At 70.2% G+C, this 15431-nt stretch carries 18 protein-coding genes and 1 pseudogene; 11 read left to right on the top strand and 8 right to left on the bottom strand.

What is annotated here, in order from left to right:
* The first annotated feature begins 61 nt into the window (after positions 1-61).
* Positions 62-2101, top strand: a complete 2040-nt coding sequence (locus ABWI07_RS23630) for a hydantoinase/oxoprolinase family protein (protein WP_353819818.1) — start codon at positions 62-64, stop codon at positions 2099-2101.
* Positions 2098-3927, top strand: coding sequence for a hydantoinase B/oxoprolinase family protein (locus ABWI07_RS23625; RefSeq protein WP_353819817.1), 1830 nt, complete (start codon positions 2098-2100; stop codon positions 3925-3927). The genes ABWI07_RS23630 and ABWI07_RS23625 overlap by 4 nt, the downstream gene beginning before the upstream one ends.
* 22 nt (positions 3928-3949) lie before the next feature.
* On the opposite strand, the gene ABWI07_RS23620 is transcribed toward ABWI07_RS23625, so the two are convergent.
* The 5 genes from ABWI07_RS23620 to ABWI07_RS23600 are packed head-to-tail and all read right to left on the bottom strand — an operon-like array spanning position 3950 to position 8354.
* Entirely contained in the window at positions 3950-5080 is a 1131-nt protein-coding gene (locus ABWI07_RS23620; RefSeq protein ID WP_353819816.1) for a UDP-N-acetylglucosamine--N-acetylmuramyl-(pentapeptide) pyrophosphoryl-undecaprenol N-acetylglucosamine transferase, read from the bottom strand.
* Positions 5080-5664: a hypothetical protein gene (locus tag ABWI07_RS23615; RefSeq protein ID WP_149257332.1), complete on the bottom strand. Its 585-nt coding sequence runs from the start codon at positions 5662-5664 to the stop codon at positions 5080-5082. The genes ABWI07_RS23620 and ABWI07_RS23615 overlap by 1 nt, the downstream gene beginning before the upstream one ends.
* A gap of 58 nt (positions 5665-5722) precedes the next feature.
* The gene (gene vanX, locus ABWI07_RS23610; RefSeq protein ID WP_353819815.1) at positions 5723-6331 is read right to left on the bottom strand and encodes a D-Ala-D-Ala dipeptidase VanX; all 609 of its coding nucleotides are present in this window, start codon (positions 6329-6331) and stop codon (positions 5723-5725) included.
* Entirely contained in the window at positions 6328-7368 is a 1041-nt protein-coding gene (gene vanA, locus ABWI07_RS23605) for a D-alanine--(R)-lactate ligase (RefSeq protein ID WP_149257330.1), read from the bottom strand. The genes vanX and vanA overlap by 4 nt, the downstream gene beginning before the upstream one ends.
* Positions 7365-8354 (bottom strand): D-isomer specific 2-hydroxyacid dehydrogenase family protein, encoded by a 990-nt coding sequence (locus tag ABWI07_RS23600; protein WP_149258007.1) that lies wholly within the window; start codon positions 8352-8354, stop codon positions 7365-7367. Before ABWI07_RS23600 ends, vanA begins: the two co-directional genes overlap by 4 nt.
* A gap of 99 nt (positions 8355-8453) precedes the next feature.
* Here ABWI07_RS23600 and ureA point away from each other — a divergent pair, with 99 nt between their 5' ends.
* The 3 genes and pseudogenes from ureA (at position 8454) to ABWI07_RS23585 (ending at position 10361) form a co-directional block, all read left to right on the top strand.
* Entirely contained in the window at positions 8454-9041 is a 588-nt protein-coding gene (gene ureA, locus ABWI07_RS23595; RefSeq protein WP_353819814.1) for an urease subunit gamma, read from the top strand.
* Positions 9042-9048: 7 nt separating this feature from the next.
* Positions 9049-9609, top strand: a pseudogene (locus ABWI07_RS23590) (amidohydrolase family protein); the annotation flags it as partial.
* The gene (locus tag ABWI07_RS23585; protein WP_502912848.1) at positions 9507-10361 is read left to right on the top strand and encodes an urease accessory protein UreD; all 855 of its coding nucleotides are present in this window, start codon (positions 9507-9509) and stop codon (positions 10359-10361) included. The pseudogene ABWI07_RS23590 and the gene ABWI07_RS23585, both read left to right, overlap by 103 nt.
* Here ABWI07_RS23585 and ABWI07_RS23580 read toward each other — a convergent pair.
* Positions 10358-10774 (bottom strand): VOC family protein, encoded by a 417-nt coding sequence (locus ABWI07_RS23580; protein ID WP_353819812.1) that lies wholly within the window; start codon positions 10772-10774, stop codon positions 10358-10360. The two genes, ABWI07_RS23585 and ABWI07_RS23580, sit on opposite strands and share 4 nt — an antisense overlap.
* A gap of 224 nt (positions 10775-10998) precedes the next feature.
* Between ABWI07_RS23580 and ABWI07_RS23575 the strand changes: the two genes are divergently transcribed.
* Positions 10999-12096 (top strand): hypothetical protein, encoded by a 1098-nt coding sequence (locus tag ABWI07_RS23575; RefSeq protein ID WP_149257327.1) that lies wholly within the window; start codon positions 10999-11001, stop codon positions 12094-12096.
* A 24-nt stretch (positions 12097-12120) separates the two neighbouring features.
* Here the strand turns inward: ABWI07_RS23575 and ABWI07_RS23570 are convergent, their stop codons facing one another.
* Positions 12121-12510, bottom strand: a complete 390-nt coding sequence (locus tag ABWI07_RS23570) for an ATP-binding protein (RefSeq protein WP_353819811.1) — start codon at positions 12508-12510, stop codon at positions 12121-12123.
* A gap of 138 nt (positions 12511-12648) precedes the next feature.
* On the opposite strand from ABWI07_RS23570, the gene ABWI07_RS23565 reads away from it, so the two are divergent.
* Both ABWI07_RS23565 and ABWI07_RS23560 read left to right on the top strand, forming a co-directional pair.
* Positions 12649-13464 (top strand): helix-turn-helix domain-containing protein, encoded by an 816-nt coding sequence (locus ABWI07_RS23565; protein WP_353819809.1) that lies wholly within the window; start codon positions 12649-12651, stop codon positions 13462-13464.
* The gene (locus tag ABWI07_RS23560; RefSeq protein ID WP_235036545.1) at positions 13461-13655 is read left to right on the top strand and encodes a DUF397 domain-containing protein; all 195 of its coding nucleotides are present in this window, start codon (positions 13461-13463) and stop codon (positions 13653-13655) included. The genes ABWI07_RS23565 and ABWI07_RS23560 overlap by 4 nt, the downstream gene beginning before the upstream one ends.
* Positions 13656-13677: 22 nt before the next feature.
* Here ABWI07_RS23560 and ABWI07_RS23555 read toward each other — a convergent pair whose 3' ends face one another.
* Entirely contained in the window at positions 13678-14112 is a 435-nt protein-coding gene (locus ABWI07_RS23555) for a VOC family protein (protein WP_160160844.1), read from the bottom strand.
* Positions 14113-14412: 300 nt separating this feature from the next.
* On the opposite strand from ABWI07_RS23555, the gene ABWI07_RS23550 reads away from it, so the two are divergent.
* The 3 genes from ABWI07_RS23550 (at position 14413) to ABWI07_RS23540 (ending at position 15271) form a co-directional block, all read left to right on the top strand.
* A complete protein-coding gene (locus ABWI07_RS23550) occupies positions 14413-14649 on the top strand; it encodes a hypothetical protein (RefSeq protein WP_353819808.1) in 237 nt (78 codons plus the stop codon).
* Positions 14646-14900, top strand: a complete 255-nt coding sequence (locus ABWI07_RS23545; RefSeq protein ID WP_200841668.1) for an MmyB family transcriptional regulator — start codon at positions 14646-14648, stop codon at positions 14898-14900. Before ABWI07_RS23550 ends, ABWI07_RS23545 begins: the two co-directional genes overlap by 4 nt.
* Positions 14901-15004: 104 nt before the next feature.
* Positions 15005-15271, top strand: a complete 267-nt coding sequence (locus tag ABWI07_RS23540; protein WP_353819807.1) for a hypothetical protein — start codon at positions 15005-15007, stop codon at positions 15269-15271.
* Positions 15272-15431 lie beyond the last annotated feature (160 nt).

Here is a 15431-nt window from a genome sequence, read left to right as displayed (position 1 = left end):
GGGCGGCGTCCGGTAGACCCTATGACCATGGTGAGGCGGTGTTCCTGGTGAGGCGGGGCCTGTGGTGACGCGGTTGCGGATCGGCATCGACACGGGCGGGACGTTCACCGACGTCGTCGCCCTGGACGGCGACGGGACCCTCGTCACCACGAAGACGCCCTCGACGCCCGCCGACCCGGCCGAGGGGTTCGCCGACGGCGTCGCCAAGATCCTCCGGCTGACCGGCGCGGGGCCGCAGGACGTCGCGGCGCTGTCGCACGGGACGACGGTCGCGACGAACCGGCTCCTGGAGGACCGGATCGACGACCTCGGGTTCGTCACGACCGAGGGCTTCGAGTCGGTCCTGGAGATCGCCAGGCAGAGCGTCCCGGACGGCTACGGCAACAGCTACTTCTGGGTGAAGCCGCCGCGGATCGTCCCCGCGCACCGCGTGCGGTCGGTCGGCGGGCGGCTCGACCACACCGGCGCCGAGCTGCGCCCGTTCGACGAGGAGTCGGCGGTCGCGGCGGCCCGCTGGTTCCGCGACCAGGGGATCCTCGCGATCGGGGTGTGCTTCCTGCACTCCTACGCCGACCCGTCGCACGAGCTGGCGATGCGGGACGTGCTGGCCCGCGAGCACCCGGACGCGGTCGTGTCGCTGTCGTGCGAGGTGCTGCGCGAGTACCGCGAGTACGAGCGGTCGGTGACGACGCTCGTCGACGCCGCCGTCAAGCCCGCGATGAACGGCTACCTCGCGCGGATCGCCGAGCGCGTCGCGGCGCGGCTGCTGGTGATGAAGAGCAACGGCGGCGTGCTGTCGGCGGACGAGGTGGCGCGGCAGCCGATCACGACCGTCCTGTCCGGCCCGGCGGCCGGGGCGCTCGGCGCGGCGTTCGTCGTCTCGCGCAGCGGGCACGGCTCGGTCGTGACGCTGGACGGCGGCGGGACGTCCACCGACGTCGCGGTGGTCCTGGACGGCGAGCCGACCCTCACCACCGAGGGCTCCATCGGCCGCCACCCCGTCAAGATCCCGATGATCGACATCGTGACCGTCGGCGCGGGCGGCGGGTCGGTCGCGTGGCGCTCGCCGGAGGGCGCGCTGAAGGTCGGGCCGCGCAGCGCCGGGGCCGATCCCGGGCCGCTCTGCTACGGGCGCGGCGGCGCCGAGGTCACGGTGACCGACGCGCACGCCGTCCTCGGCCGCATCCCGCCGCACCTGCTGGGCGGCGAGGTGCCGCTGGACGTGGCCGCCGCCCGCCGGGGCCTGGAGGCGCTCGCCGCGGAGCTCGGCCTGCCGGTCGAGCGGGCCGCCGCCGGGATCCTGGAGATCTCCGCGTGGAACCAGGCCAACGCCATCCGGCAGATCACCGTGAAGCGCGGCCTGGACGTGCGCGACTACCCGCTCGTCGCGTTCGGCGGCTCCGGCCCCCTGCTGGCGTGCCGGCTGCTCGACGTCCTCGGCCTGCCCGCCGCCGTCGTCCCGGAGAACCCCGGCAACCTGTCGGCGTTCGGGCTGCTCACGGTGGACGTGAAGAACGACTACGTCCGGACCCGCGTGGTCGGCGACGCCGAGCTCGACCCCGCGCTCCTCGCCGAGGTCTACGCCGACCTCGAAGCCGAGGCCGCCGAGGCGCTGGCCCGCGAGGGGTTCCCCGAGGACCGCCGCCGCTTCGCCCGCTCCGCCGACCTGCGCTACTACGGCCAGGCGTTCGAGGTGCGGGTCGCCGCGCCCGCCGGGCCGCCGGACGGGGAGCTGCGCGCCGAGGTCGTCCGCCGGTTCCACGACGCGCACGAGGCCCTCTACGGCTACTGCTACCGGGACGACCCGCGCCACCCGGTCGAATGGGTCAACCTGCGGGTCTCCGGCATCGGCCCCATTGAACGGCCGCGCCTGACCGAGCGCCCGCCCGGGGACGGCGACGCGTCCCGGGCCCGCACCGGAACCCGGACGGTCTACTTCGACGCGTGGGAGGAGTCGGCCGTCTACCGGCGCGAGAAACTCGCGCCCGGCGACACCGTCGAAGGCCCGGCCGTCATCGAGGAGTTCGGCTCGACGCTTCCGCTGCACCCCGGCTTCACGGCGAACCTCGACGGCCACGGCAACCTGGTGGTGACGCGATGACCGGCCCCCTGACGGACCCGATCCTGCTGGAGATCGTCGAAGGGACGCTGGCGTCGGTGGAGCGCGAGGTCGAGACGGCCATCGCCCGCACCGCCCGCTCGCCGATGATCCGCGACGCGCACGACTTCCGCGCCGGGATCCACGACCGGCGCCTGCGCAAGCTGACCGGGCGGTCGTACTCGGCGCTCGTCCAGCCGGTCGCCCGCGACTTCCCGCCGGAGGAGATGCGGCCCGGCGACGTCTTCTTCCACAACGACGTGTACCTGTCCGAAGGCGGCATCGGGCACCTGCCGGACCTGTGCGTGACGGTCCCGGTGTTCCACGAGGACGAGGTGGTCGCGTTCGTCCAGGCGTTCGGCCACCACGACGACATCGGCGGCGCCGTCCCCGGATCGATGCCGAGCCACGCCCGCAGCGCGTTCGAGGAGGGCCTCATGGTCCCGCCGATCAAGCTGTGGGACCGGGGCGTGCCGAACCGGGCGGCGCTGACCATCATGACCCGCAACTCGCGGATGCCCGACTCGCTCGCCGGCGACCTGGACGCCGAGTGCTCGGCCTGCCTGATGGGCGCCCGCCGCCTCGGCGAGCTGTTCGCCCGCTACGGCCGCGCCGACGTGGAGGCGTGCTTCGAGGCCATCATCGACCGGACCACCGAGACGTTCCGCCGCGAGCTGCTCGCCAAGATCCCGGACGGGACGTTCGTGTGGGAGGACTACGCCGAGCACGACGGCGTCGACCCGCCCCGCCTGCACGCGCAGCGCATCACGCTGACCGTCGACAAGGCGGCCGCCGTCCCGCTGACCATCGACTTCACCGGGACGTCCCCGCAGGCCAGGGGGCCCATCAACCACGCGGGCGACTACTCCGACGGGGTGTTCCTGAAGAAGTGGCTGGCGCCCGTCCTGCGCAACCTCGCCGACACCCCCGAGCGGGCCGCCGAACTCGACGTGAACGAGGGCGTGGTGCCGCTGATCGAGATGCGGTTCCCGGAGAAGGGCACGCTGCTCACGCCCGTGTTCCCCGCCCCGACCAACGCCCGCACGTTCGTCATCCTGCGGCTGCTCGGCGTCCTCGCGGGCGTGCTGGCCAAGGCGACGGGCGGGCGGATGCCGGCCGACCAGGAGACGATCCGCTACACGGGCGTCTACGGCGAGGACGACCGCGGCCCCTACCTGATGCGCGAGGTCCTCGGCGGCGGCTCGGGCGGCCGCTACTACGCCGACGGCGAGGACACCATCCACGTCGTCCCCGACTCCCGCAACATCCCCGCCGAGTTCGCCGAGGCGCGCTGGCCGTTCGTCGTCGAACGCCTCGGCCTCGCCGTCGACTCCGGCGGGCCGGGGGAGTACCGCGGTGGCCTCGGCTACGACAAGCACATCCGGATGCTCCGCGACGCCCACTACATGTCGATCGCCGACCGCTCCATCCTGTCGTGCTGGGGCGTCAACGGCGGCCGCGCGGGACGCCCGTTCCGCGTCGACATCGACGGCGAGGAGATGGACGGCCTGGTGGACGACCGGCCCGTCCGCGCCGGGCAGGTCATCCGCATCCGCACCACCGGCGGGGGCGGCTGGGGCGACCCGCTGAACCGCGACCCGTCCCGCGTGGCCGCCGACGTCCGCGACGGCAAGGTCTCCCTGGACGGCGCCCGCGAGGACTACGGCGTCGTCCTGGCGGATGGAGCGGTGGACGCCGAGGCGACCGAGACCCTGCGGGCGCGCCTGCGCGTGGAGCGCGGCCCGACCCCGTTCTTCGACCGCGGCCCCGGCTTCCCCACCCTCTCCGGCGGCGCCACCACCGCCGCCGTCGACACCCTCGACCCGTGACGACGAGCCGTATCCGCACGGTTCACTCCAAGCCTCGTGAGGCGGTACTTCGTTGCTCCGCGACAGCGGCGAGCACGCGCCGGGCCAGGATGAGGTCCGCGTCCGGTGTGCCGGCCGCCGACGCGTGGGCCGACATCGCCGCGATCCGTTCGGGATCGGTGAGCACCGGGATCAGGGTGGTCTCGATCCAAGCCGGATCGAGGTCGCCGTCGTCGACGAGCAGTGCCCCACCGGCCGCGACGACCGGCTCGGCGTTCAGCCGCTGCTCACCGCCGCGCAGCGGTAGCGGGACGTACGCGGCCGGCAGACCGACGGCGGCCAGTTCGGCGCACGTCATCGCTCCCGAGCGACAGATCACGAAGTCGGCCGCTGCGTAGGCGTAGTGCATCTCGTCTACGAAGGGTACGACGACGTAGGGCGGATCGGCGGGGTCGCGGTCCGGCGCTCCGACCACGTGCTGCGGCCCGGTGATGTGCAGCACCTGTACACCGGTCGCCCGCAACGCCGCAGCCGCGCCGGACACCGCGGCGTTGATCGAATGGGCGCCCTGCGAGCCGCCGGTGACCGTCAGTACCGGCCCGTCGGGTCGCAGCCCGAACCGCCGCCGGGCGGCGTCGCGCAGCACGGGCCGGTCGAGCCCGGTGATCGCCGGCCGCAGCGGAATCCCGATGGCGGTGGCGTGCGCCAGCCGGACACTCGGCGCGGCGGTGAACACGTGCGTCGTCATCCGGGCCGCCAGCCGGTTGGCCACTCCGGGCCGGGCGTTCGCCTCGTGGACGACGATCGGCAGGCCCTGCCTGTGGGCGGCAAGGTAGGCCGGCATGGCCACGTAGCCACCGAAGCCCACCACGACCTCGGCCCGGACGCGGTCGAGCACGATCTCGGCCGCCCGCACCGAGTCGCGGAGCCTGCCCGGCGTCTGCAGCAGGGCCCGGTTCAGTTTGCGCGGCAGCGGCGCCGGTGGGATGAGTTCGAGCGGGTAGCCGCGGGCGGGAACGAGCGTGGTGTCCAGACCGCGGACGGTGCCGAGGGCGGTGATCTCGGCCGTGGGCTCCAGACGGCGCAGGGCGTCGGCGAAGTTCATCGCGGGCTCGATGTGCCCTGCCGAATGGCCGCCGGCGACGACGACGCGCGGTGGCGGCTCGCCCGGCATCACGATGTCCCTCCGATCAGGATTCCGCGGTTCGCGTGAAACCGCTCGAACACCTGCATCGGCAATGACGCGGAGTCTGAATTGTGTGAATAGCCCGACGGATTATGGAACCGCACCACATCGTCTTCGACCGCATAGACCAGCACGAGGTGGCCTCCACGTTGGGGCGCGTGGGTGTTCGGGTCGCGAATCTCGGGTGATACTGACGCGATCATGACCTGCCCGGGTTGCACTTTTTGGCTGGATATGTAAATGGGCGTGCGCTCGACCAGTTCGCAGTGGAATCCGAACTGTGAGCTGACCCAGGCCATGAACGGCCGGTAGATGAGCCCCTGCACCTTGCCGGAGGGCTCCACCACGTAGCAGCCCCAGTCGAGGGCCAGCGCGAGGAGTTCGCCCATCGGCAGCCTGATGTCGGTCCAGCCCTGGAGCAGCGACTGCAGGCACGCTAGACCGCAGACCTTGCGGGACCAGAAAAGGTATTCCTCGCCTGAGCGGTATCCGTCGGAGGCCCAGTCGTGCAGTCGCGATGGATCGGTGCCGCCCAGGAAGACCTCCAGCCCCGATAGGCCGGTGCGCTGCATGACGACCTCGTCGTTGCGTTCCAGATGTCCCCACTGCGAGATGCAGTGGAGACTCCGATCACGTGATGGGGAAGTCGAAGTAGACATCAGGATGGGGCTCGTCTCTAAGCGTGTAGTGCCACCATTCGCAGTCGTACCGATCGAATCCGCAGTCCTCCATGATGGAACGGAGATGCTCACGGTTCTGGGCCTCGGTCGGCGTGATTCCTCGGGCTCGATGACGTGAGATCGGGTCCATGAGGTCGTGGCCGCCCCCCATGGGAGCGAGCTCGCCGGTGGCAAGGTGATAGAGGGTCAGGTCGATGGCGCTGCCCCTGCTGTGGCCCGACTTCGCGGCCACATAACCGTTCTCGAACATCTGGGGCCGGTCGAGGTTCGGGTAGTGTCGCGGTTTGGTCCGGCCATCCTCGGGCTGTTCCGACCAGCGTAGGAAGCAGTCGACGGCGCGTTGGGGGCGATACCCGTCCCAGAGAAGCAGCCCGAAGCCAACGGAGGCCGCCTTCTCGCGTGCTTGCGAGAGGGCCTCGCACAGGGACCGGGTGCCGACGATGCGATTCGCGAGATAGCCGTCCACCGGTTTGCCGGTGAAATTGTCCCAGGTGGCGTACTTGGCATCCCAGCGGACGCCCTTCACCCAGTCGTCGACGTAGACGAAGTCGTCGATCATCGCTTCTTTCCGTGCAGTGCCATCGAGATGAGCCGGTCGATCACGTCGGACAGCGACAATCCCGCGGCGGCCATCATCCGCGGGTAGCGGCTGTAGGACGTCAGGCCGGGCATGGTGTTGACCTCGTTGAGCACCACCTGTCCGTCGTCGGTGAGGAACAGGTCGACGCGGGCAAGTCCCTTGCAGCCCAGCGCGCGGTAGATGGTCTTGGCCGCCTCCTGGACGAGCCGGCGCGAGTCGTCGGAGATGTCGGCGGGAACGATGAACGTCGAGTTCTCCGATCCGGTCTCGGGTGAGTCCTCCTGGTGGATCCTGAAGAATCCGTGCGAGAGGTCGACCCGGTCCACCTCGCCGGTGACCAGGCCGAATGGTTCTTCGAGGACTGCGCAGCCGATCTCGCTGCCGGCCACGGCCTCCTCGACCAAGGCCTTCGAGTCGTACTGGTGCGCCGCGCTCAGCGCGCTCGTCAGTTCCTCTTTTTCGGTGACTTTGCTGACGCCGAACGAGGAGCCCGAACGAGCCGGCTTCACGAAGACGGGATACCGAAGACGGTCGGGATCGACCTTCTCGTTCTCCGTGACGACCCAGAAGTTCGGCGTGGCGATTCCCGCGCTCCTGGTGACGCTGTAAGCCAAGGACTTGTCCATGCACACGGCCGAGCTCTGGATGTCGCAGCCGACGTAGGGGATGCCGGAGAGCTCCAACAGGCCTTGGATCGCGCCGTCCTCGCCGAGCCTGCCGTGAAGTACGGGGAAGACGAGGTCGAGGCGCACCGTCTCGTAGCCCTCCTGCCCCATGACCAGGAGACCGTGCACGCTTCGGTCAGGTGACAGCGTGACGGGACGGGCGCCGCCGTTCTCCCAGTCCGCGGCGGGGCCGTCGCACAGTTTCCAATCGCCGTCGGCCGTGATGCCGATCCAGAACGGCTCGTACTTCTCGGTGTCGAGGTTCCTTGCGACCTCGCGCGCTGACTTGATGGAGACGGGATGTTCCTCGCAAGCGCCTCCGAAGATGACTCCGACCTTCAACCTGCTCATGCTGTTCTCCCGCTCTCGAAGTTCAGGCAGTTGATGAGACTGTTCTCGACGATGTCTTTCAGGGCGTGTTCGGTGTCATAGGCGGAGTGCGGAGTGATCAGCACATTCGGCAGGCGCTGCAGTCGTACCAGGGCCTCGTTCTCGAGATACCTGTTCCGGCAGTCGGCGTAGAAGATGCCTTCCTCGCCTTCGAGGACGTCCAGTGCCGCGCCGCCCAGCCTGCCGCTCTCCAGTGCGGCGAGGAGGGCCTCGGTGTCGAGCAGCGGTCCGCGACCTGTGTTGACGATGTACGAGCCGGGCTTCATCCGCTCGATGCGATGGCGATCGAGGAGATGGCGGGTGTCCGCCGTGAGCGGGGTGTGGAGCGTCACGATGTCGCTCAGTTCGATCAGTTCGTCGAACGGCACGTGTCCGGTCGAGGCGTGTGATCGGTTGTCGTGGGTCAGCACGCGGCAGCCGAAGCCTCGCAGCCGGTCGATGACCGCTGTGCCGATGCGGCCTGTTCCGACCACTCCGACGGTCAGGTCCCGCAGTTCCCTGCCGCGGGCGTGGCTCAGCCGATAGTCGTGAGTGTCGGTGCGGCGGATGGTGGATTTCGCGTGGCGCACGACCATGAGCATCAACATCAACGTGTAGTCGGCCACGCTGTCCGGTGAGTAGGCGACGTTGCCGACCGAGATGCCGACGCTCTCGGCGTACTCCAGGTCGATGTGGTCGTAACCGATGCTTCTGGTGCAGATGTATTCCACACCTGCCTTGCTCAGCGCTAGAAGCGTGGGATTGGTGATCTGAGTCTTGTGGTTAACGCTGACGCATCGGTTGCCGCGTGCCAGTTCAGCGTTGGTCTCGCAGACGGCGGCCTCGGTGATGGTGAGCGACAATCCGAGGCGTGCCCCCATCTCCTGGAACAAGGCGGCTTCGTCCCGGCCGCATCCGAAGACCACGAGTCCTGTCGTCGGGATTGACGAGGGAGATGGCTCGGGCATCGTTCGGGCGCGAAGATCCGTGGTCGCTTCGCAGGAGATCGAACTCAATTCTTTGGAGTCCATGTCCCAAGCCAAGACCGCGCCGTGTTGTCAGCACGTATGCAATTTTCGATATGCGGACGATATGCCGTCCCCCTGACCGCGCACGTGCTCGAAGGGGCCAGGGACGGAAGGACCGTCCGGGAGCTGATGGCCTCGGGGCACGCCGTGCTCACCCGCCGGGGGGTGATGGAGGGCGTCCCCGAGATGATCGAGATGATCCAGGTGGAGGCGACCTTCCCGGACGGCACCAAGCTGGTGACCATCACCGACCCCGTCCCCGCTCGGCCCGACGTCACCGCGCCCGGGCAGGTCGAGCATCCGGGGCAGGCCGAGCCGGTGCGGGTCAACGAGGGGCTGCCGGTGACGAGGGTCGAGGTCCGCAACACCGGCGACCGCGCGGTGCAGGTCGGCTCCCACTACCACTTCTACGAGGTGAACCCGGCGCTGGAGATCCGGCCGGTGCCGGTGGCGCCGCACGCGGCGTCCGACCGGGAGTGCGCCTCCGGCAAGCGCCTGAACATCCCCGCGGGCAAGTCGCGGCGCTTCGAGACCGCCTGCCGCGTCGAGGTCGACCTGGTTCCCCTGCAGGGGGAGCGGAAGGTCATGGGGCTGCGCGGCATGGTCGGAGGCGAACTGCGTGACTGAGCCCGAAGTGTGCCGTCCCCGGCTCGAGCGCGCGGAGTACGCCGACCTGTACGGGCCGACCGCGGGCGACCGGATCCGGCTCGCCGACACCGACCTGTGGATCGAGATCACCGAGGACTGGGCGGGCGGCCCGGGGCACAGCGGGGACGAGGTGGTGTTCGGTGGCGGCAAGGTGATCCGCGAGTCGATGGGCCAGTCCTGCGTGTCGCGCGCCGAGGGCGCCCCCGACACGGTGATCACCGGGGTGGTGGTCCTGGACCACTGGGGCGTCGTCAAGGCGGATGTCGCGCTGCGCGGCGGTGACATCGTCGCCCTGGGCAAGGCCTACAACCCCGAGACCATGAACCGGCGCCACGACGACCACGCGGTCGCCGCCGACATCGTGATCGGCCCGGAGACCGAGATCATCGCCGGCAACGGCAAGATCCTCACCGCGGGCGGGGTGGACACGCACGTCCACTTCATCTGCCCCGAGCAGCTCGACGAGGCGCTGGGTTCGGGCGTGACGACGCTCGTCGGCGGCGGCACGGGGCCCGCCGAGGGCAGCAAGGCCACCACCGTAGGGCCACGGCCGCGGACGGAGTCACCGATCTGCCGCTGCTCCACGGCGACGGCCCCTTCGCGCTCCGCCGCCTCCGCCCCCGCGGCTCCGAGGCGCGCGTCTGCCTGCTGAACACCATGAGCGCCCCGCACAACGGCGACCGCCTGCGCATCGAGGCCGTCGTCGGGCCGGGCGCCGACCTGCGCGCCATCTCGGCCGCCGCCACGGTCGCGCTGCCCGGGCCCGCACCCGACCACGCGGTCCTCGACGTGGCGCTGCGCGTAGCGGACTCCGCGCGGCTGCACCGGCTGCCCGAACCCGTCATCTCCGCCGCCGGAAGCGACCTGCGCCAGCACGTCCGCGTCGACCTGGCCCGCACCGCCCGGCTCGTCCTCAGCGAACAGCAGGTCCTCGGCCGCGCACACGAGCCGACGGGACGGCTGGCCGGCCGCATCACCGTCCGCCGCGGCGGACGGACACTGCTGGACCAGCACTGCGCCTACGGTCCCGGCGCCCCTGACTGGGACGGCCCCGCCGTGCTGGCCGGCAACCGCGCCGTCGGCCAACTGCTCGTCGTCGACCCGACGTACCGGGACGATCCGCCCGGAACGCGAATACTCGACGACATGCCAGCGCGCGCACGGCGTCATCACCCCGCTCGCGGGCCCGGGCGTCCTCCTCACCGCCGTGGCCCCCGACGCCGGCGACCTCCGCCGCTGTCTCGACGCCGCACTCCACCACCTCGGCCACCGCACAGGCTGAACCGCCAGGCGGGCTAGGCCCGGGTGCCGGGTTCGGCGAGCTCGATGATGTTTCCGAGGTTGTCGCTGACGAACGCGACGCGTTGCCCGATCTCCTCGATCGTCATGGGGCCGCCCATCAGGTCCACGCCCAGGTCGCGCAGCTCGGTGACGACCGCGTCGAGATCCGCGACGGCGAGGCAGAAGTGGTGCAGCCGCGCCGGGTTCATGCTCGACAGGATGTCGCCGGCCGGCGCCCGGCGGTCCGACGCGACCGCCATCAGTTCGATCCTGACGTCTCCGTGGACGAGGAAGGCGAACGTCATGCCGTGGGTCTCGAACCGCCGCTCGACGGTGAAGCCGAGCGTCCGCGAGTACCACGCGATGGTGGCGTCGAGGTCCTCCGGAGTCAGGGTGATGCCGACATGGTCATGGGAGAGGGAGATGCTCATGCGGCCAACTTCGCCGACCGCCGGGCCCCCGCAAGAGATGGATAACCGGAAGGCTTGTCCAGGAAGCACAGCGGCCCGGCTACCCCGAACCCTCCGGCGGCGCCCCCGGGGCTCCGGCTTGCATCCCGTTCCCCCGTGCGGGGGAGCGGGATGGCTCTTTCGAGGGGTTACCGGCCGAAGTGGGCCGCCGACGATGGTGATCGCTTGCAGGGGAGGGAGCTTTCGTGGCGATCACAGGGGCAGAGCAGGCGCACGGGCGGACCACCGGGGCCGCGCTGTGCTGGTCGGCGGTGGCGGCCGGACTGGGGTTGTGGTGGGTGCTGCAGCCGTCGGCGTATCTGCTGGGGCGGGGGGACGCGGAATCTCCCCCGCTGGCCTTCGACATCGGGGCGCGTCCTGGGGCGATCGGGTTGCTCGTGCTCGGCGGGCTGGGCGTCGCGGTGGCTCTCGTCCTGCGCGACCGGCGACGCGTCGAGGCGATGCGCCGACCGCTTCTCGGCCTCGCGGCCGGATACGCGGGGCTGGGATTCGTGCTTCCGGGCTACAGCCTGATGATCGCCGTCGCCTACGCCTCCGCGTTCTCGGCGCCGGTCGTCCTGCCGGCGGCGCTGCTGGCGCGCGCCCTGCGTCTCGGCCGGGTGGGCACGTCGGTGCTGGTGGGGGTTCCGGCGGCGGCGGGGGCCGGGTTCGCCGCCTTCATCGTGGCGTACAAGGGCGCCCACTGGGGCGTGTTCGCCGTCGTCGGCGGGGCCATCTGGGCGGCCTGCACGGTGACCACGTTCCGGATCGGCAAGCGGCGCTGCGCCCGCTGCGGCCGACCCGGCGCCGCCTGGACGCGGCCGCAGGCCGCGGCGCGCTGGGGGCGGAAGGTGACGATCGCCGCCGCGCTCATGCCCCTGCCGTACGGGCTCGTCCGGCTGACCTGGCTGACGCCGTGGGGGATCGCGTTCCCCGAGGACGGCGGCTGGGGGATCTGGGTCACCGGCATGCTCCTCGGCTGCGTGTCCGAGGGGGGAGCGATCCTGATCCGCGGGCTCATCCGCCCTTGGGGGGAGGTGTGGCCGAGATGGGTTCCGGTGGTGCATGGGCGCCCGATACCGGTCGCCGTCCCCACCAGCGCGGCACTGGTGGTCTCGGCCGTGCTGACCCTGTTCACCGTCTTCCTGGTCACGGAGATCCCTCGGGGAGAGGAGGGGCTGCTCTTCAGCCTGGTGTTCGTACCGCTCGGGCTGTGGGGGCCGCTGCTGGCCGCCGCGGCGCTCGCCTACTACTACCGCCGCCGCGGCGCCTGCACCCACTGCCCCGCAGCGCCCGCCCAATAGTGCTCATGAAACACGAGCGAGGGCTTACGGGATGATCCGCGCCCAGACCCACTTGCCGCCGCCGGGGTCGCGCGTCACCCCGCACGCGGCGGACAGGGCCTGGACGATGTGCAGCCCCCAACCGCCGTTGTCGTCGAACGCCTCCTCGGACAGGTCGAGATCATCGAGGGTGAGCCCGGTCTTCGGCCTGGCCCGCGGCAAGTCGGACGCCCCGTCCCACACGGCGATGATGACCCCGTGCACGTCCCGGCTGACCTGGAGCCGCAACTCCGCCCCCGGCGTCCGCTGCGCCGCGTTGGTGACGAGCTCCGAGACGATGAGCAGCGCATCATCGAGAACGTGCGAATAGCCCCATTTGTGAAATCGCGCCCCCGCCAGTGTCCGCGCCAACCCCACCGCCGCCGCGGACCCCATCAAGGGAATGATCAATTCTCCGGCCGCCGTCGCCATCCGCGCCCCGCCTTCGCTCGGTTTCGATTTCCCGTGGCAAGGCTGTCCGGAGATGCTTAATATTTCGCTGTGTCCACGTGAGTTGAAAACCCGGGAGCAGCCATGTCCTCTGTTCGGGAACCCTTGGACCCCAGGGTGTCGGTGTGGCACTTCCTGGCCTTCTACATGCGTTTCATGAGGGAGAAGGCCGGGCTGTCGCTTGCTCAGTGCGGCGAGATCATCGGTGCCGCGCGTTCCACCGTTTCCAACCTGGAGGCGGGCAGGCGACGTCCCCAGGATGATCAGATGCGGCTGCTTGACAAGCATTATGGGACGGGACTGCTTTTTCAGCTCATCCTCTGGTTTGCCCGAATGGCGCACGATCCAGACTGGGCACGCCAGTGCATGGAGTACGAGAAACAAGCTCTTGCGATCAAGACCTACCACGGCAAGGCGATACCTCGCCCGTTTCAAACCGAGGGATACATCCGCGCGATGCTCCGAACGGAAGCGGCGAAAGACTTTGAGGACGAGGTCGGCACCCGCGTGGAGCGGCAACGCCTGATCTTGGAGCGGGTCGACCCGCCAACACTGTGGATGCTTGTGGACGAAAGCGTATTGTCGTGTCCCGTCGGTGGCCCCGAGGTCATGAGGTGCCAACTGGAGCACCTGCTCGACCTTGCGAGTCAGTCGAACGTCATCATGAGGATCGTGCCTGCGGCGGCCGGCCCTCACCACGGCTTCGACGGGCCGTTCCAGGTCATCAGCCTGCCGGAGCGGGATGTCGCCTACGCCGGTGCCCAGAACGGCGGCCGCTTGATCGAGAGCCCTGTTGAAGCGAGGGATTTTTCGACTAAGTTCGAACGTATCGGTGCGAAGGCCCTCCCTGAGGACGCCTCACTTGCCCTTATCAAGCGACACTTGGAGCAGTACTCGTGATCGTTAATTGGCGGAAGAGCAGTCACAGCGGCGGCATTAGTGATCAGCAGTGTGTTGAGCTGGGGCGTCTTGCGCCGGGGGTGGGGATCGGCGTGCGTGATTCCAAGGATCCGGATGGCGGTCACCTTGCGTTGAGCGTGGTGCAGTTCGCGGGGTTGGTCGAGCAGATCAAGGGGCGCCTGGAGCGGTGACGCTGCCTGGGCGGTGGGGCGCTCAGTTCGATCGAGCGCCCGGGGGCCAGGTGCCGGGTTCGGCGAGCTCGATGATGTTGCCGAGGTTGTCGCTGATGAACGCGATGCGCTGACCGAGCTCCTCGATCGTCATGGGGCCGCCGAGCAGCCGCACGCCCAGGTCGCGCAGCTCGGTGACGACCGCGTCGAGGTCCGTGACGGCGAGGCAGAAGTGGTGCAGGCGCGCCGGGGCCATGCTCGACAGGATGTCCTCGATCGGCTCCTGGCGGACGGAGGCGACCGCCATCAATTCGATCTTGACGTCACCGTGGACGAGGAAGACGAACGTCATGCCGGGGGAGTCGAACCGCCGGTCGACGGTGAAGCCGAGCGTTCGGGAGTACCAGGCGATGGTGGCGTCGAGGTCCTCGGGGGTGAGGTTGATGCCGACGTGGTCATGGGCGAAGGAGAGGCTCATGTGGTCAACTTCGCCGACCGCCGGGCCCGCCGCAAGAGACGGACCAACGAGAGGAAGAGGGGCACCACCCTCGCCCGGCGGTGACCGGCGAGAACCGAAGTATGGCCACTGACGCCGCGACGCTGGGCGCCACATCGCGCTCGTGGCGCGACCGCATCCCGCCGACGGCCGCGGGACTGCCGGGCGGCCGCACCCGCCGGGCGAGAGGTCTGCGGCGGGAGGAACCGGCCGACCTAGCCGTGATCTCCGTCGACTACGTCGTGCGCCTCGAACAGGGACGCTCCACGACCCCCGGCGCAGGTGGCGCTCGCGCTCGCCCGCGCCCTGGCTCACCGGCCCCTTGCGGCTCACCGCGCCCTGCGGCTCACCGGCGTCCTGCGGCTCACCGGCGCCGAGCGAGATCACCTCTACCGGGTGGTCGGCTTCGTCCCACCGTCCGACCGGGAGTTCTCCGACGACATCCCGCCCGGCCTCGGGCGCCTGCTCACCAGGCTGGGCGACACCGCCGCCGCGGTCTTCGCCGCGGACTACGGTTGATCTGCTGGAACCGAGGCTGGGCGGCGCTGCTGGGAGACCCGCCGCGGACCCCACCGCACCTCCGCGACTTCGCCCGCGACACCTTCCCGAGCGACGAGGAGGGGCCGCGCCTCTCGCACTGGCCCGTGAACGCGGCCGCCCAGGAGGCGGTCGAGGCCGCACTCGTGTCCGACCTGCGCCGCGCCACGGGACGCTTTCCGAACAGCACGCGCCTGACGGACCTGATCCACGTGCTCACCTCGGGCAACTAGCGCTTCACCGCGCTGTGGGCCACCGGCGCGGTCGGCGCGCACTGGGAGCAGCACAAGGTCGTCGACCCCCCTCGGTCGGGCCGACCACGGTTGACTGGGACGTCATGACCGACGGCGCCGCGGAGCGGAAGATCGTCATCCTGACCGCCGCACCGGGCGACGAGGTCGGGACCAGGATGCGGCTGGCGGTCGATTCGGACGTCCCCACTCCGACCATTTCCTTCGCCTGGTCCCGGCACCGGATGCCCAATGGCGATGAGCAGACGCTGGAGCCGAACCCCGCCTCCGCGGTGCCGCCGAGCCGCGTGACCGCCCGCACCCGTGTCGCCTGTCGATCTCCAAAGGCGGCTGGAGCCCTGACGGCGGGATGATGTCGGGTTGCGCGCCGCCGAGTGGAGCGCGGCCGAGCGACTTCGGCGCGCCGGGCATCAGGTCCTGACCCCCGACCTGTTCGCCGGCACGCACCGGGACGACCCACGACCAGGGGTTCCAGATAGCCGGCGAGGTCGGCTGGCCGGCGGTGGTCGAGCT

It is taken from the genome of Actinomadura sp. NPDC000600, from assembly GCF_040492135.1.
Lineage (GTDB): Bacteria > Actinomycetota > Actinomycetes > Streptosporangiales > Streptosporangiaceae > Spirillospora.
The sequence above is the reverse complement of the archived record's forward strand: the minus strand, read 5'-3'. Positions and strand labels throughout refer to the sequence as shown.

Excerpts from the sequence above, each read along its gene's own strand:
- ABWI07_RS23615 (WP_149257332.1), bottom strand. The coding sequence starts at position 5,664 with ATGCAGCGCACCGGCCTATCGGGGCTGGAGGTCTTCCTGGGCGGCACC.
- ABWI07_RS23540 (WP_353819807.1), top strand. The coding sequence starts at position 15,005 with ATGACCGACGGCGCCGCGGAGCGGAAGATCGTCATCCTGACCGCCGCA.
- vanA (WP_149257330.1), bottom strand. The coding sequence starts at position 7,368 with ATGAGCAGGTTGAAGGTCGGAGTCATCTTCGGAGGCGCTTGCGAGGAA.
- ABWI07_RS23555 (WP_160160844.1), bottom strand. The coding sequence starts at position 14,112 with ATGAGCCTCTCCTTCGCCCATGACCACGTCGGCATCAACCTCACCCCC.
- ABWI07_RS23625 (WP_353819817.1), top strand. The coding sequence starts at position 2,098 with ATGACCGGCCCCCTGACGGACCCGATCCTGCTGGAGATCGTCGAAGGG.
- vanX (WP_353819815.1), bottom strand. The coding sequence starts at position 6,331 with ATGATCGACGACTTCGTCTACGTCGACGACTGGGTGAAGGGCGTCCGC.
- ABWI07_RS23600 (WP_149258007.1), bottom strand. The coding sequence starts at position 8,354 with ATGCCCGAGCCATCTCCCTCGTCAATCCCGACGACAGGACTCGTGGTC.
- ABWI07_RS23580 (WP_353819812.1), bottom strand. The coding sequence starts at position 10,774 with ATGAGCATCTCCCTCTCCCATGACCATGTCGGCATCACCCTGACTCCG.
- ureA (WP_353819814.1), top strand. The coding sequence starts at position 8,454 with ATGCAATTTTCGATATGCGGACGATATGCCGTCCCCCTGACCGCGCAC.
- ABWI07_RS23565 (WP_353819809.1), top strand. The coding sequence starts at position 12,649 with ATGTCCTCTGTTCGGGAACCCTTGGACCCCAGGGTGTCGGTGTGGCAC.
- ABWI07_RS23570 (WP_353819811.1), bottom strand. The coding sequence starts at position 12,510 with ATGGGGTCCGCGGCGGCGGTGGGGTTGGCGCGGACACTGGCGGGGGCG.
- ABWI07_RS23620 (WP_353819816.1), bottom strand. The coding sequence starts at position 5,080 with ATGCCGGGCGAGCCGCCACCGCGCGTCGTCGTCGCCGGCGGCCATTCG.